This is a genomic window from Teichococcus coralli (assembly GCF_009829925.1).
Lineage (GTDB): Bacteria > Pseudomonadota > Alphaproteobacteria > Acetobacterales > Acetobacteraceae > Pseudoroseomonas > Pseudoroseomonas coralli.
The window spans coordinates 156,158-170,402 of record NZ_SNVJ01000008.1; the positions used below are offsets into that span (position 1 = coordinate 156,158).

At 71.3% G+C, this 14,245-nt stretch carries 17 protein-coding genes and 1 tRNA gene; 6 read left to right on the top strand and 12 right to left on the bottom strand.

From position 1 onward, the window contains the following. Nucleotides 1-10: 10 nt before the first annotated feature. Genes yidD through rpmH form a run of 3 tightly spaced genes read right to left on the bottom strand, consistent with a single transcriptional unit; the run spans nucleotide 11 to nucleotide 850 of the window. Entirely contained in the window at nucleotides 11-343 is a 333-nt protein-coding gene (gene yidD / locus E0493_RS11405; RefSeq protein WP_160937068.1) for a membrane protein insertion efficiency factor YidD, read from the bottom strand. Next, nucleotides 340-681 carry a ribonuclease P protein component gene (rnpA, locus tag E0493_RS11410; RefSeq protein WP_202397087.1) on the bottom strand — a complete coding sequence of 114 codons (342 nt, stop codon included), beginning with the start codon at nucleotides 679-681 and terminating at the stop codon, nucleotides 340-342. Before rnpA ends, yidD begins: the two co-directional genes overlap by 4 nt. Before the next feature lie 34 nt (nucleotides 682-715). After that, nucleotides 716-850 (bottom strand): 50S ribosomal protein L34, encoded by a 135-nt coding sequence (rpmH, locus tag E0493_RS11415; protein WP_160937070.1) that lies wholly within the window; start codon nucleotides 848-850, stop codon nucleotides 716-718. Between the two features lie 246 nt (nucleotides 851-1,096). Here rpmH and E0493_RS11420 point away from each other — a divergent pair, with 246 nt between their 5' ends. Genes E0493_RS11420 through E0493_RS11440 form a run of 5 tightly spaced genes read left to right on the top strand, consistent with a single transcriptional unit; the run spans nucleotide 1,097 to nucleotide 5,057 of the window. After that, nucleotides 1,097-1,795, top strand: a complete 699-nt coding sequence (locus E0493_RS11420) for a TVP38/TMEM64 family protein (protein ID WP_160937071.1) — start codon at nucleotides 1,097-1,099, stop codon at nucleotides 1,793-1,795. A gap of 14 nt (nucleotides 1,796-1,809) precedes the next feature. After that, the gene (locus E0493_RS11425) at nucleotides 1,810-3,237 is read left to right on the top strand and encodes a dihydrolipoyl dehydrogenase family protein (protein WP_160937072.1); all 1,428 of its coding nucleotides are present in this window, start codon (nucleotides 1,810-1,812) and stop codon (nucleotides 3,235-3,237) included. A 30-nt stretch (nucleotides 3,238-3,267) separates the two neighbouring features. Next, the gene (locus E0493_RS11430) at nucleotides 3,268-4,062 is read left to right on the top strand and encodes a 3-hydroxybutyrate dehydrogenase (RefSeq protein WP_160937073.1); all 795 of its coding nucleotides are present in this window, start codon (nucleotides 3,268-3,270) and stop codon (nucleotides 4,060-4,062) included. Nucleotides 4,063-4,105: 43 nt separating this feature from the next. Next, on the top strand, nucleotides 4,106-4,252 hold the full coding sequence (locus tag E0493_RS11435) for a hypothetical protein (RefSeq protein WP_160937074.1): 147 nt from the start codon (nucleotides 4,106-4,108) through the stop codon (nucleotides 4,250-4,252). 34 nt (nucleotides 4,253-4,286) lie between these two features. Next, nucleotides 4,287-5,057: a methyltransferase domain-containing protein gene (locus E0493_RS11440; RefSeq protein WP_160937075.1), complete on the top strand. Its 771-nt coding sequence runs from the start codon at nucleotides 4,287-4,289 to the stop codon at nucleotides 5,055-5,057. A 74-nt stretch (nucleotides 5,058-5,131) separates the two neighbouring features. On the opposite strand, the gene E0493_RS11445 is transcribed toward E0493_RS11440, so the two are convergent. Genes E0493_RS11445 through E0493_RS11455 form a run of 3 tightly spaced genes read right to left on the bottom strand, consistent with a single transcriptional unit; the run spans nucleotide 5,132 to nucleotide 8,034 of the window. After that, entirely contained in the window at nucleotides 5,132-6,346 is a 1,215-nt protein-coding gene (locus tag E0493_RS11445) for a class I SAM-dependent rRNA methyltransferase (RefSeq protein WP_160937076.1), read from the bottom strand. Nucleotides 6,347-6,365: 19 nt separating this feature from the next. Then, a complete protein-coding gene (locus E0493_RS11450; RefSeq protein WP_235913711.1) occupies nucleotides 6,366-7,211 on the bottom strand; it encodes a DMT family transporter in 846 nt (281 codons plus the stop codon). Nucleotides 7,212-7,245: 34 nt separating this feature from the next. Beyond that, a complete protein-coding gene (locus E0493_RS11455) occupies nucleotides 7,246-8,034 on the bottom strand; it encodes an aldolase (RefSeq protein WP_160937078.1) in 789 nt (262 codons plus the stop codon). 92 nt (nucleotides 8,035-8,126) lie between these two features. On the opposite strand from E0493_RS11455, the gene E0493_RS11460 reads away from it, so the two are divergent. After that, on the top strand, nucleotides 8,127-9,425 hold the full coding sequence (locus E0493_RS11460; RefSeq protein ID WP_202397068.1) for a Zn-dependent hydrolase: 1,299 nt from the start codon (nucleotides 8,127-8,129) through the stop codon (nucleotides 9,423-9,425). Between the two features lie 54 nt (nucleotides 9,426-9,479). Here E0493_RS11460 and E0493_RS11465 read toward each other — a convergent pair whose 3' ends face one another. The 6 genes from E0493_RS11465 to E0493_RS11490 all read right to left on the bottom strand — a co-directional run bounded on the left by E0493_RS11465 (nucleotide 9,480) and on the right by E0493_RS11490 (nucleotide 14,223). Beyond that, entirely contained in the window at nucleotides 9,480-10,427 is a 948-nt protein-coding gene (locus tag E0493_RS11465; RefSeq protein ID WP_235913712.1) for an ATP-grasp domain-containing protein, read from the bottom strand. A 353-nt stretch (nucleotides 10,428-10,780) separates the two neighbouring features. Beyond that, nucleotides 10,781-10,857, bottom strand: a tRNA-Met gene (locus E0493_RS11470). A gap of 31 nt (nucleotides 10,858-10,888) precedes the next feature. Further along, entirely contained in the window at nucleotides 10,889-11,998 is a 1,110-nt protein-coding gene (gene mnmA, locus E0493_RS11475) for a tRNA 2-thiouridine(34) synthase MnmA (protein WP_160937081.1), read from the bottom strand. Further along, nucleotides 11,995-12,684 (bottom strand): thiaminase II, encoded by a 690-nt coding sequence (gene tenA / locus E0493_RS11480; RefSeq protein WP_160937082.1) that lies wholly within the window; start codon nucleotides 12,682-12,684, stop codon nucleotides 11,995-11,997. The genes mnmA and tenA overlap by 4 nt, the downstream gene beginning before the upstream one ends. Nucleotides 12,685-12,692: 8 nt before the next feature. Continuing rightward, nucleotides 12,693-13,022, bottom strand: a complete 330-nt coding sequence (locus tag E0493_RS11485; protein ID WP_160937083.1) for a ferredoxin family 2Fe-2S iron-sulfur cluster binding protein — start codon at nucleotides 13,020-13,022, stop codon at nucleotides 12,693-12,695. Nucleotides 13,023-13,032: 10 nt separating this feature from the next. Next, a complete protein-coding gene (locus E0493_RS11490; RefSeq protein ID WP_160937084.1) occupies nucleotides 13,033-14,223 on the bottom strand; it encodes a cysteine desulfurase family protein in 1,191 nt (396 codons plus the stop codon). Between the last annotated feature and the right edge of the window lie 22 nt (nucleotides 14,224-14,245).

The following is a 14,245-nucleotide window of genomic DNA, read 5'->3' on the forward strand; positions in this document are numbered from 1 at the left end:
TCCCGTGCCGTCAGGCCTTCTGGTGGGCCCGCGCGCGCGGCGGGCAAGGAGACGGTGCCGGCTCGGGCTCCGTCGAGGATTCTTTTTCGCTGGCAGCCACGGGCACCGGGTCATAGCCGCCGGGGTGCCAGGGATGGCAGCGCAGGATGCGGCCGGCGGTCAGCCAGCTGCCGCGCGCCGCCCCATGGGTCTCCAGCGCCTCGATCGCGTAGGCGCTGCAGTGCGGGTGGAAGCGGCAATGGCTGCCGATGACCCCCCGCAGCGTGAGCTGGTATGTGCGGACCGCGCCCTTCAGCACCCAGGCGGCCGGGCTGACGGAGCGTCCGCCCGCCAGCCGGCTCATGGCGCCAGCACGCCAGCCTGACGCAGCGCCCCGCGCAGATCGGCCAGCAGCAGGTGGAAGGCACGCGATCCCGTGCCCTCGCGCCCGATCAGGACGAGGTCCCAGCCTTCCGGCCCGTTGTCGCCCAGCACAAGCCGGGCCGCTTCGCGCAGGCGCCGCTTCGCGCGGTTGCGCACCACCGCGTTGCCCAGCTTCTTCGTTGCGGTGAAGCCGACGCGCAACGGCCCCGCCGTTCCCGGCAGGGCCTGCAGAACGAAGCTCGGCCTGGCGGTGCGGCTGCCCTTGCCGGCAGCGCGAAGGAATTCGCGCCGCCGCTTCAGGCGGGGCGGCGAGACCACGGCGATGCCCTTCTCCGAAGCAGCCCGCGGCGGCTCAGGCGGAAAGCTTCTTCCGGCCCTTGGCGCGGCGGTTGGCCAGCACCTTGCGGCCGCCCACCGTCTCCATGCGGGCGCGGAAACCATGCCGGCGCTTCCGGACGAGCTTGGACGGCTGATAAGTACGCTTCACGACGCGCTACTCCGTTGATCGAGATCGGCGCCACGCCGCTCCTGGCTGGAGCGATGCGGCACAAGCCGGCCTCCCTCAGGAGAGCCGGCGAAGGTGGGGACGTATAGGGAGGCGGCTCGCATCCCGTCAACCGCCGTTGCTTGCCGCAACCTTTCATTGGCCGCCGCGCGCCCCATCTCAGCCGCAGCCATGCGCCGCACCTCCGCCCCGCCCCCTGCCGCGCGCGCCGCATGGAGCAGGCGCTCCGTGGCGCTGCTCGCACTGGCGGGGGCGCTGTTCCTGGCGGGGCTGCTCACCCTGCCCGGCCTGCTGTCCTGGCAGGCGCTGGCCGCGCATCGCGCGACGCTGGCGGAGCTGATCGCCGCGATGCCTCTCCGCGCCGGCCTGGCCTATGTCGCGCTCTACGCCGCCGTGGTCGCGCTTTCCCTGCCTGGCGCCAGCTTCCTGACGCTGGCGGGCGGCATCCTGTTCGGGCCATGGCTCGGCGGCGGGCTGGCGATCCTGGCCGCCACCACGGGGGCATGCCTGCTGTTCCTGCTGGTACGGGCCGCGCTTGCGCCGGGCCTCGCGCGGCGTGCCGGCCCGCGGCTGGCCGCCTTGCGCAAGGAGCTGGAACAGGATGGCTTCTTCTACCTGCTTGCCCTTCGCCTGCTGCCGCTGCTGCCCTACTGGCTGGTCAACCTGGCGCCGGCACTGGCCGGGATGCGCCTGCTGCCCTATGCGACCGCCACGCTGCTCGGCATCATCCCGGGCACCCTGATCTATGCCGGCATCGGCGCCGGCCTCGACTCCACCCTGGCGGCCGGCACGCCGCCCGACCTTGCGGCGCTCGCGTCCATGCGCATCCTGCTGCCGCTCGGCGGGCTGGCGCTCCTGTCGCTCGGGGCGGCGGCATGGCGCCGGCGCGCCCGCACCCTCCAGGCCCGCTCGTCGGCCGCAAGCTGAAGGATCTGAGGCACATGCCTGACCATGACGTGGCGATCATCGGTGCCGGCGCCGCCGGCCTCTCGGTGGCTGCCATGGCCGCGTCGCTCGGCCGCAAGGTGGTGTTGTTCGAGCGCGAGAGGATGGGTGGCGAGTGCCTCAACACGGGCTGCGTGCCCTCCAAGGCGCTGCTTGCCGCCGCCAAGCGCGCCGTCGCGGTGCGCGACGCCGCCCGCTTCGGCGTCCACGCGGCGGATGTCCGGGTGGACTGGCAGGGCGTGCGCCGGCATGTCCTGGACGCCATCGCCCGGATCGCGCCCAACGATTCGGCCGAGCGCTTCGCCGGCATGGGCGTGGAGGTGGTCCGCGCCAGCGCGCATTTCGTGGCGCCCGACCAGATCGAGGCCGGCGGCCGCATCCATCGCTTCCGCCGCGCCGTGATCGCCGCCGGCAGCGCTCCGGTGGTGCCGGACCTCCAGGGGCTGGTGAGCTGCCCATGGCTCACCCACGAAACCCTGTTCGACCTGGCGGAGGCGCCCGCGCATCTGCTGATCCTCGGTGGCGGCAGCCAGGGCGCCGAGCTGGCGCAGGCCTACGCGCGACTCGGCTGCCGCGTCGGCCTGATCGAAGCCCGGCCGAACATCCTCGCCTCCGAGGATGCCGAGCTGCGGCTGCCGCTGCGCGAGGCCCTGCGGCAGGACGGCGTCACCATCCACGAGAACACGCGCGCGATCGGCGCGGAGCGCGCGCCGGAGGGCGTCGCCCTGGTGATCGAGGGCGGCGCCCGGATCGCCGGCTCGCACCTGCTCTTCGCGCTCGGCCGCACGCCGCGCCTCGCGCCGCTCGACCTCGCCGCCGCCAACATCGCCGCCTCGCCCGACGGTGTGCTGACCGGCCCCGACCTGCGCAGCACCACCAACCGCCGCGTCTGGGCCGCCGGGGATGTGGCGAACCCCGAGGGCATCGGCCCGCGCCGCTTCACCCACGCAGCCTCGCTGCACGCCTCGGTGGTGGTTCGCTCGATGCTGTTCCGCCGGCCGGCGCGGCTTGACTACGCGGCGCTGCCGCGCGTGACCTATACCTCGCCCGAGCTTGCCCAGGTCGGCCTGACCGAGGCCGAGGCGAACGCCGCCGGCCATTCCGTCCGCGTCCTGCGCCACCCCTTCACGGAAAACGACCGCGCCGTGGCGGAGGGCGAGACCGAAGGGCAGGTGAAGCTGGTGGTCAGCAAACTCGGCCGCCTGCTCGGCGCCAGCGTGCTCGGCGAGGGCGCCGGCGAGATGGCCGGCCTGTTTGGCATGATGATCAGCCGCAAGCTGCCGCTCTCGGCACTGGCCGAACTGGTTCTGCCCTACCCCACGCGCGCCGAGGCGGCCAAGCGCGCTGCCGGCGGCTTCTACACGCCCGCGCTGACTTCCTCCGCGATGCGCGGCATCGTGGGCCTGCTGAACCGGCTTCCCTGACCTTCATCCCTTTTCGTAAGGAGCACTCGCATGGAACAGATCCTGGCGGGCCGCACAGCCCTCGTCACCGGCTCCACGAGCGGCATCGGCCTGGGCATCGCCAAGCTGCTGGCGACGGCCGGTGCGCGCGTCATGCTCAACGGCTTCGGCAAGCCGGAGGAGATCGCGGCAGCCCGCCGCGAGGTGGCGAAGGCCGGCAACACCGCCGAACCGCCACACTCCGCCGCCGACCTTTCCGATCCCGCCCAGGTGCGTGCCATGTGCGCCGAGGCCGAGCAGGCGCTGGGACAGGTGGACATCCTGGTGAACAACGCGGGCATCCAGTTCACCAGCCCGGTTGAAGCCTTCCCGGACGACAAGTGGGACGCCATCATCGCCATCAACCTCTCGTCCAACTTCCATGCGATCAAGGCCTTGCTGCCCGCCATGAAGGCGCGGGGCTGGGGGCGGATCGTCAACATCGCCTCCGCCCACGGGCTGGTCGCCTCGCCGGAGAAGGTCGCCTATGTCACCGCCAAGCATGGCGTGGTGGGAATGACGCGCACCGTGGCGCTGGAGGTCGCCCAGGCCGGTGTGACCTGCAACGCCGTCTGCCCGGGCTTTGTCCGGACCCCTCTGGCGGAAAAGCAGGTAACCGCGCTGGCCGAGAAGAACGGCATCACAGAGGAGGCTGCCCTGAAGGACTTCCTGCTGGCCAAGCAGCCGAGCAAGCGCTGGGTTGAGGTCGAGGAAGTTGCCCGGATGGCGCTGTATCTTTGCGGCCCTGGCAGCGACAGCGTGAACGGCGCGGCGCTTTCCATCGATGGCGGCTGGGTCGCCGCCTAGGCAGGAAATCCAGAATTTACTTTTATAAACAGCAAAATGCTCAATGATGTTGCGCGATAGGTTGCGGCTTGCTGCGGCGGGTTTGGCGACGTGGATCGGGCTGGGCTTCGTCCGTGGCGAGACGCCGACGATCACGATGAGCATGTTGGCATCGGCCTCTTCCTTCTGGCGCTCGGCCATGGCCTGCTGACGGTGAAACACCACTTCGACCGGACATCCAGGCCATGACGAGCCAGCCCAGCTGGAACCCCGAGCAGTATCTCCGTTTCGCCGACGAGCGGCTGCGGCCCGTTCTCGACCTAATCGGCCGCATCGCCCATCCGGCGCCGCAGCGGGTGGTGGATCTCGGCTGCGGGGCAGGCAATGCCCTGCCGCTGCTCGCCGCCCGCTTCCCGGGCGCCACCGTCACCGGCGTGGACGGCTCGGCCGCCATGCTGCGCAAGGCCGCGGATGCGGGCTTCGCCGTTCAGCAGGCCGACATCGCCCAATGGACGCCGGACGCGCCGGTGGACGTCCTGTTCTCCAATGCCGCGCTGCACTGGCTGGAGGATCATGCCCGGCTGCTTCCCCGCCTGCTGGGCTTCCTTGCACGGGGCGGGGTGCTGGCGGTGCAGATGCCGGCCATGCACGCCGAACCGCTGCGCGCCCGGCAGGACGAGATCGCCCGCAGCGGACCCTGGGCCGCGCGCCTGGCGGGCATCGCCTCGGCGCCCCCCATCCTCTCGGCCGGCGAATACTACGACCTGCTTCGCCCGCGCGTCGCGACGCTGGACATGTGGTACACGGAATACCTGCACGTGCTGCGTGGCCCGGACCCGGTCGTCCAGTGGGCCATGGGTACGAGCCTGCGCCCCTATCTCGACGCGCTGGCCGAGGAGGAGCGTCCGGCCTTCCTCCGCGACTATGGCGAAGCCATGCGGGCGGCCTATCCTCCGCGGGCGGATGGCTGCGTTCTCCTGCCCTTCCGCCGACTTTTCCTCACAGCCTCCATTTGATTCTTTAAGAATCAGAGATTTAAGCGGATATCCTAATGTGATTTCCGCATTGTTCGGCGTGGTATTGCCGGCGGCTAGGCGGCCGGGAGATGCAGCAGCAAGCCTTTGAGATAGGCCGTTTCCGGCAGCAACGGGTGCACCGGGTGGTCCGGCCCGGCACCTGTGGTTGCCAGCAGGCGCGCCGGCCGCCGCGTGCGGCTGACGCCATGCGCCACGGCGTCCGTGAAGTCGCCCACCGGAACGTGATGCGAGCAGGAGGCAATGAACAGGAAGCCACCGGGTGCCACCAGCCCCGCGCAGATCCGCGCCAGCTTGGCATAGGCGCGCATCGCCGCCGGATGATCCTTGCGCGACTTGGCGAAGGCAGGCGGGTCCGCCACCACGACGTCGAACCGCTTGCCCTGCCCCAGCAATTTCTCGAGCGTTTCCAGCGCTTCCCCGCGCATCGTTGAGACGCGGTCTGCGAACCCATGACGGCGTGCGGTATCCGCCGCGAGGGCCAGTGCCGGCTCGCTGCGGTCGAGCAGCGCCACGCTCTCGGCACCGGCGGCGGCCGCCAGCAGGCCGAAGCCGCCGGTGTGGCAGAAGGCGTCCAGCACCGTGCCGCCTTGAGCCAGCGCCGCCACGCGCGCGCGGTTCTCCCGCTGGTCGAAGAACCAGCCGGTCTTCTGGCCGGAGAGCAGGTCGAGGGAGAATTCCAGCCCGCCTTCCCGCACCCGTGCGGTGGCATCCTCGCCGAGCAGCAGCCGGCTTTCCTCCGGCAGGCCCTCCAGCCGCCGCACCCCTGCGTCGTTCCGGGCGACGACCACGCGCGGCGCGACCAGCGCCCGCAGCGCCTCGACCAGCAGCGGCGTCGCGCGCTCCATCGCCGCCGTGTTGGCCTGCAGCGCGAGCGCATCGCCATAGCGGTCGATCACCAGGCCAGGCAGGCCGTCCGCCTCGGCATGGACCAGCCGGTAGAAGGGCTGGCCGACCATCCGGTCCCGCAAGGCCAGGCATTCCGCGAGGCGGTTGCGGAAGAAGCGCCCATCCAGCGCGACCTCGGGATGCGGCGAAAGGTAGCGGGCGGCGATCAGGCTGTGCGGGTTGAACAGCCAGGTGCCGTGCCGCACGCCGTCATCCCCCTCCAGCCGCACCGGCGTGCCCGGCGGCAGCGCGCGCACCTCCGGCGCCATGGCGATCTCGTTGGAGAAGGCCCAGGGATGCCCGCCCTTCACGCGGCGGTCGCGCCCGGGGAGCAGACGCAGCAAGGGGCGCGCGGAGGGGGTGTCGAGGGGTTCGGCCGTCATGCGCCGGGGATTAGGGCAGCTATCCCCGCAGCGCCAGCACCACGCCGCTCATCGTCAGCGCCAGCGCCACGGCCTGCCGCCAGCCCAGTGCTTCGCCCAGCGCCGCCGCGCCCACCAGCACGCTGACCAGCGGCGCCGCCAGGACGCCCATGGCGGCCGTGCTCGCCGGCAGCCGCCGCAGCGCCGCGAACCAGGTCATGTAGCAGATCGAGAGCGGCAGGATCGCCATGAAGGCCAGCGCTGCCCAGGCCTGCGTTGAGACCTCCTTCCAGGCCGGCCGCTCCAGCAGAACGGCGCCGGCGAGAACCGGAAGGCAGCCAAGCCCGACCTGCCAGATCACCGTGGCCACGGGATGCAGGCGCAGCGGCCGGCGCTTGGTGGTCACGGCGCCGAGGGCGAAGCAGATCGCCGCCGCCATGACCAGCAGAACGCCCGGCAGCTTCTCGGCGCCACCGCTGACGGGGCCACCCGTCATCAGCAGCGCCACGCCGCCGAGGCCGAGCAGCAACGCCAGCAGCCGGGCGGGGGTGGGCCGTTCGCCCAGCACCGGCCAGGCCAGCAGCGCCGCCCAGACGGGCATGGTATAGGCCACCACGGCGCCCTCGCCGGCCGGCAGCCAGAGCAGGCCAAGCGTGGAAAGCCCCATCCAGCCGCCGACGTTCAGCAGGCCGGCCAGGGCCACGGCGCCGCGCTCCGAGGCCGGCAGGCGCAGCGGCACCCGTGCCAGGCTGGCCACCAGGGTGAGGCCGCCGGTGGCCAGCAACGCCGTCACGGCGCGGGCGGTCAGCGGCGGCAGGTCATGCAGCACCAGCTTCAGGGCGGGCCAGTTCAGGCCCCATCCGACCGCGGTGATGGCCAGGAACAAGAGACCGAGCCGGCGGTGGCCGGTGGCCGGAACGTCAGTCGAGATAACCCGGCTCCTCGCGCGCCAGGATGCGCTTGATGCTCTCCAGGTGCAGTCGGGCGCTCTCGCGGTCGCCCTCGCGCATCTGGTCATAGGTCCGCTGCGCCAGCTCGGCCGGCACCGGCTTGAGGGTGCGCCCGGTGGCCTGGGCCATCCGCTGCACCTCGCAGGCGCGCTCCAGGTAGTAGAGATCGTCCCAGGCCTCGGCGATGCTGGGGCCGACCACCATCACCCCATGGTTCTTCATGAAGACGATGTCCGCCTCGCCCATGGTGGCGGCGATGCGGTCACCCTCCGCCTCGTCGAGCGCCAGGCCGTTGTAGTCCTCGTCCACCGCCGTGCGGCCGTAGAACTTCAGCGCCGACTGCCCGGCCCAGACCAGCGGCGGCCCCTCCAGCATGGAGAGCGCCGTGGCATTCGGCATGTGGGTGTGGAAGGCCGCCTGGGCGCGCGGGTGCTTCATGTGCAGCCGGCCATGGATGAAGAAGGCCGTCGCCTCGGGCATCCCCTCGCCGGCCACCACGTTGCCGTGGAAGTCGCAGATCAGCAGGCGCGAGGCGGTGATCTCAGAGAAGGCCCAGCCATAGGGATTGACCAGGAAGAGGTCCTCCCGCCCTGGCACCATCGCCGAGAGGTGGTTGCAGATGCCCTCGTGCAGGCCCATCCGTGCCGCCATGCGGAAGCAGGCGGCGAGATCCACCCGTGCCTGGTGGACCGCCTCCTGGTCCAGGTCGGAGTTGCGCAGGACGGCGGGGGCACGCGGGGCGCCGAGGGCATGGGCCATGGGGAACTCCTCCGGGCGGGGCCGAGGCCCGCAGGCTTGCAGAGGCCATGGCGGGCGGCAAGATGGCGTCGGCTCAAGCAAGGGGATTTCCGATGTCTGTCAGCACGACCTCCGGCACCAATCAGCGGATCGACGCCAAGCGCCTGTGGGACAGCCTGATGAGCATGGCGGAGATCGGCGCCACGCCGAAGGGCGGCGTGCGGCGCCTGACGCTGACGGAGGTGGACAAGGCTGGCCGGCAGCGCTTCACCGAGTGGTGCGAGGCGCTGGGACTGAAGGTGCGGGTGGACGCCATCGGCAACATGTTCGCCCGCCGCGAGGGGCGTGACCCCGCCCGCAAGCCGGTGCTGCTGGGCAGCCACCTGGACAGCCAGCCCTCCGGCGGCAAGTTCGACGGCGCGCTGGGCGTCATCGCCGGGCTGGAGGTGATGCGCAGCCTGCACGACCTCAACATCCAGACCGAGGCGCCGATCGAGCTGGTGAACTGGACCGACGAAGAAGGCAGCCGCTTCGGCCACTCCCTGATGGGCAGTGGCGTCTGGGCCGGCATCTATACGCAGGACAAGGCCTACGGCCTGAAGGACGTGGACGGCGTGACCGTCAGCGAGGCGCTGGACGCCATCGGCTACAAGGGGCCGGAACCGGCGAGGCCCTTTCCCGCCGACGCCTATTTCGAGCTGCATATCGAGCAGGGCCCGATCCTGGAGCGCGAGAACAAGCAGATCGGCATCGNCCCGATCCTGGAGCGCGAGAACAAGCAGATCGGCATCGTCACCGGCGCGCAGGCCCAGGTCTGGTACGACGCGGTGATCACCGGCCAGGATTCCCATGCCGGCACCACCCCGCCTTCCGCCCGGCGCGACGCCCTGCTGGCGGCGGCGCGGGTGATCGAACGGGTGGACGCCCTGATGCGCGAGCGCGGCGAGGACGGGCGCGGCACGGTGGGCTTCCTGCAGGTCGCGCCCAACAGCCGCAACGTGGTGCCGGGCGAGGTGCGCTTCTCCGTCGAGTTCCGCCACCCCGATGATGCGGTGATTGAGCACCTCGCCGGCAGCTTCCCCGCCGAGGCCAGGGAGATCGTCGCCGCCAATGGCTGCGGGCTGGCGCTGACGGAACTGTTCCGCATCCCCATGCAGCCCTTCGACCCCGCCTGCGTGGAGCTCGTCCGCCAGGGCGCCGCCCGGCTCGGGTATTCCGCGCGGGAGATCGTCTCCGGCGCCGGGCACGACGCCGTCTATGTCGCCCGCAGCGTGCCGACGGCGATGATCTTCACCCCCTGCAAGGACGGCCTCTCCCACAACGAGGCGGAGAGCATCCTGCCGGAGGAAGCCGCCGCCGGCTGCCAGGTGCTGTTCGAGGCGGTGGTGGCGCGCGCCAACCGCGCGCCTTGAATTTCGTGGCGCCCCTGAATTCCCCCTCGGCGGAAACCGGGGGCGCCATGCGTTTCAGGCCGCCTGGCGCTGTGTCCTGCCAAGCTCGGCGGCGAGGAAGGCCGCCAGCGTGCCCGGGCCGGAGCGGGGCGTGCCGGCCACGCCGGCCGCCTCCTCGGCGCCCGGGTTGTAGTTGGTGTTGGTGTTGACGTCGTAGACCAGCACCTGCCCCTCGGGCGTGCGGATGAACTCGATGCCCGCCACGTCCACGCCACTCCGGGCCAGAAAGCCTTCCAGCTTCGCCCGCAGTTCCGGCTCGATCCCCTCGCGCAGGATGTTGAAGCGCGGTGCCGGGGCGGCGGAAGCCGGCGTCTGGCCCACCGGGCAGAAGGCGTCCCCCGTTTCGCAGGCCTCGGCCGGGCACAGCTCGAAGCCCGCCGTGGTATCCACCTCAACGGCGTAGACGAAGCGGCCACCCACGAACTCGGCGCGGGTGATCACCGGACGCGGCGCGCGGATATAGTCCTGCAGCAGCCAGATGCCGTCTACCGGCGCCTCGTCGGCCGGAGCGTCCTGCAAATGGGCGGCCAGCGCCTCGGCCGAGGCGAAAAGGCGCACGCCAAGGCCCTTGCCGCCCCGGTTCGGCTTCAGGATCACCGGGCCGGTGCCGAAATGCTGGCGCGCCGCCTCGGCAACGGCCCCGTTCTCGTCCTGCACCATCACCGTGCGGGGAACGCGCAGCCCGGCCTGCTCCAGCGCGGCGTATTGCCGGACCTTGCTGATCTCCAGGTCCAGCGCCGGCGATCCGTTCACCACCCGGCGGCCATGGCGCGCCAGCCAGGCGAGCACGCCCACCGTCAGCTCCGCGGCGAAGCGGTGGCCGCGGGTGTGCGAGGAGGCGCTCATGCGGTTGTAGAACACGCCCTCGGGCGGCGGCCGGGAAAGGTCGAAAGTGCCGCGGGAGAGGTCCATCTCCGCCCAGGGCAGGCCGATCTGGTCGAAGGCCTGGACCAGGGGGGGCAACCACGTCGGGTTTTCGTGAATTACGTGAACCTTCGACATCGGGGAAGTTCCTGCGCTGGCGTTATATACGGGCGCATTATGTGATAATCCCCAAATCACGCGCAAGATGCCGAGTTCTTCTGATTGGCACATCCTTCGCGCGGATCTTCCGGGGATGCGGTCCGCGCCGGTGCTTATGGCGGGCGGGCATGCGGAAAGCGCCTCCGCCTGCGGCGCAGCCGAGAACCAGGGAAAGAAGGAAGGTGCTTGGGGAGGACCACGGCAAGGCCGGACTGCCGCGAGGCGCCGGACGGCGGGTGTCCAGCCATGCGGATGCGGTCTGCGGAAGGATGTGGAGTGTGGGGAAAGGAAGTTGGTAGCGGCGGGCGGACTTGAACCGCCGACCCCGGCATTATGAGTGCCGTGCTCTAACCAGCTGAGCTACACCGCCGAAAAGGAACCAACCCATCGGGAGCCGCCGTTTAGGCGGCGCGGCCCGCGCTGTCAACTGGCTCCGACGCGCGTCGGATAAATCCGCCGCCGAGCACGCGGTCGCCATCGTAGAGCACACAACCCTGGCCCGGCGCGGCGATCGCCGGCTCGGCGAGCACAACGCGCAACCGCCCCGTCGCCGCCTCCCAGGAAGCGCTCGCCGGCTGCGGTACCTCGCGCGCGCGCAGCTTCACCGTGCAGGCCAACGGCGCCTTGGGTGGCGGGATGAGCCAGTTCACCTCCTCGACCAGCACCTCGGCCGAGGCAAGCCGCGGGCGCGGCGCCACCACGATCCGCCGGCGCGGCGCGTCCACGGCGGCGACATAGAGCGGCTGCCCGCCCTCGTCGCGCGAGGCGGTGCCGAGGCCACGCCCCTGCCCCACGGTGAAGCGTGCGATGCCCTGGTGCTGGCCGAGCACCCGCCCCTCCGCATCCTCGATGGTGCCCGGCTCAGCGGCCTCGGGCCGCAGGCGCGTGACCAGCTCGTGGTAGTTGCCCTGCGGGACGAAGCAGATGTCCTGGCTGTCCGGCTTCTCCGCCACCGCCAGGCCGAGCCGCACCGCCGCCGCGCGCACCGCTGCCTTGGAGGCGTAGTTGCCCAGCGGAAAGTGGCTGAAGGCGAGCTGCTCCGGCGTCGTCGCGAAGAGGAAGTAGGACTGGTCGCGCGCAGGGTCGGCCGCCCGCCGTAGCTCCGGCCCCGCCGGCCCCTCGACGCGCCGGACATAGTGCCCGGTCGCCAGCCCCTCCGCCCCGAGGTCGCGGGCGAGCTGCACGAGGTCGTGGAACTTGACCGTCTGGTTGCAGCGGACGCAGGGGATCGGCGTCTCGCCACGGGCATAGGTCTCGGCGAAGTCGTCGATCACCGCCTGGCGGAAGCGCGTCTCGCGGTCGAGGACATAGTGCGGGATGCCCAGGCGGTCGGCCACGTCGCGGGCATCGTGGATGTCCTGCCCGGCGCAGCAGGCGCCCTTCTTCTGCACGGCGGCGCCATGGTCGTAGAGCTGCAGCGTGGCGCCGATCACCTCGTGGCCCTGCTCCTTCAGGAGCCCGGCGACCACCGAGGAATCCACCCCGCCCGACATGGCGACCAGCACCTTCATCGCGCCGCGTCCAGGCCCATCTGCCAGAAGGCGGCCTCCAGCCGCGCCGCCTCAGCGAAGGTGGCGGCGAGCGTCCGGAAACGGGCCTCCCCGCCATGGCTCACCCCGAGCGCGTCGAGCCGCTCGGCCGCCCCACGCGCCAGCGCCTGGTACTCGGGGCTGGAATAGGCGGCGATCCAGCTCTCATAGGGATTGCCCTCGCGCCGCCGCCGCGGGTGCTCCGCGATCCGCCGGGCGACCTCGCCATAGCCCACGGTGCAGGGGGCGAGCGCCACCTCCAGGTCCAGGATGTCGCCGGCCATGCCGCGGTCCAGCACCCAGCGGGTATAGGCGACCGTCTCCGGCGCTTCCGTGGTCGCCAGCACGTCGGCCTCGGACATGCCCCATTCGGCGCAATAGGCGAGATGCATGTTCATCTCGGCCAGCAGGGCGTTCAGCGCATTGGCCTTGCCGCGCAGCGCGTCCAGGCTCTCGGCCTTGAAGGCGGCCAGCGCCTTGGCACGGGCGAAGTGGATCAGGAACAGCCAGTCCTGCACCAGGTAGCGGCGGAAGGCCGCCAGCGGCAGGGTGCCGTCGGCCAGGCCCTGCACGAAGGGGTGCCAGCAATAGGCGTCCCAGCGCTCCTCGGCCGCGTGGCGCAGCCGGTGGAACAGGCCGTCCGGCGAACCGTAGGGCGTGGGGAACATGCTGCGGGTCAGCCGCCGGCGTTGCGGGTGCCGGCGGGAAGCTTCACCACCAGCCCGTCCAGCTCCTCGGTCATGATGATCTGGCAGCCCAGGCGGGAGGTCTCCTGCAGGTCGAAGGCGAGGTCGAGCATGTCCTCCTCGTCCTCGGTCGGCTCCTCCAGCTTCTTGAACCAGCCGCCATCCACGATGACGTGGCAGGTCGAGCAGGCGAGGCTGCCCTCGCAGGCGCCCTCGATGTCCACGCCATGGCGGTGGGCGATCTCCAGCACGGACAGGCCGAGCGGGGCCTCGACTTCGCGCGGCGTTCCGTCGCGCTCGATGAAGGTCATCTTCGGCATCGCCGTTCGTCTACTCCGCCGCGTCTCGGGTTTCGGAAAGGGCCTGGCGCCAGGCATCGGCCAACATGGCCGCGGCGCGGTCCGCATCGGCCGGCGAAGTAAAGCGCCCGATGCCGATCCGCAAGGTCGCAGCCGCATCCGCATCGGAGAGGCCGATGGCGCGCAGCACGTAGGAGGGCTCGATCGCGGCCGAGGAGCAGGCGGAACCGGTGGAGACGCAAAGGTCGCCAAGCCGCGCCAGCATGGCCTGTGCACTGACGCCGCCGGGAAAGGTCACGTTGAGGTTGCCGGTCACGCGCCGCTCCGGGTCGCCGTTCACCCGCACCCCTGGCACCTCGGCGACGAGCGCCGCCAGCAGGCGTTCGCGCTGACCGGCGATCCGGCCCGAATCCAGCATTCTCTCCGACATGGCAATGCGCGCCGCCTCGCCGAAGCCGACCAGCAGCGGCGCCGGCAGGGTGCCGGAGCGCAGCCCCCGCTCCTGCCCGCCACCCGAGAAGAGCGGCGCCAGCCGGACGCGCGGCCGCCGGCGGACATAGAGTGCGCCCACCCCTTTTGGCCCGTAGATCTTGTGGCCGGAGAGCGACATCAGATCGATTGGCACGGCGCCGACATCGAGCGGCACCCGCCCGGCGGCCTGCGCCGCGTCGGTGTGGAACAGCGCGCCGGCCGCCTTGACGATGGCGGCCAGCGTGGCGAGGTCCTGCACCACGCCAATCTCGTTGTTCACCGCCATGACCGAAACCAGCAGCGTCGGCGCTTCCGCCAGCGCCTGCCGCAACGCCTCCGGGTCCAGCAGCCCGTTCGCCTGCACCGGCAGGAACACCGGCTCGAAGCCTTCCGCGCCGAGGTCCCGCACACTCTCCAGGACGCATTTGTGCTCGGTGCGCACCGTCACGATCCGGCGGCGCGGGTCGCCCTGCCCGGCAGCGAAGCGCGCCGCGCCCTTGATGGCGAGGTTGTTCGCCTCGGTGGCGCCCGAGGTGAAGATGATCTCCCGCGCCTCCGCCCCGATCAGCGCGGCGACCTGGCGGCGCGCCTCCTCCACCGCCGCCTCGGCCGCCCGGCCCAGCGCGTGTTCGACGCTGTGCGGATTGGCGAAGTTCTCCTCCCACCACGGCCGCATGGCGGCCAGCACGCGCGGGTCGAGTGGCGTGGTGGCATGGTTGTCGAGGTAGATCGGGCGGTTCGGTGCGGCCATGCGGCGAATATGGTCCCTGGCT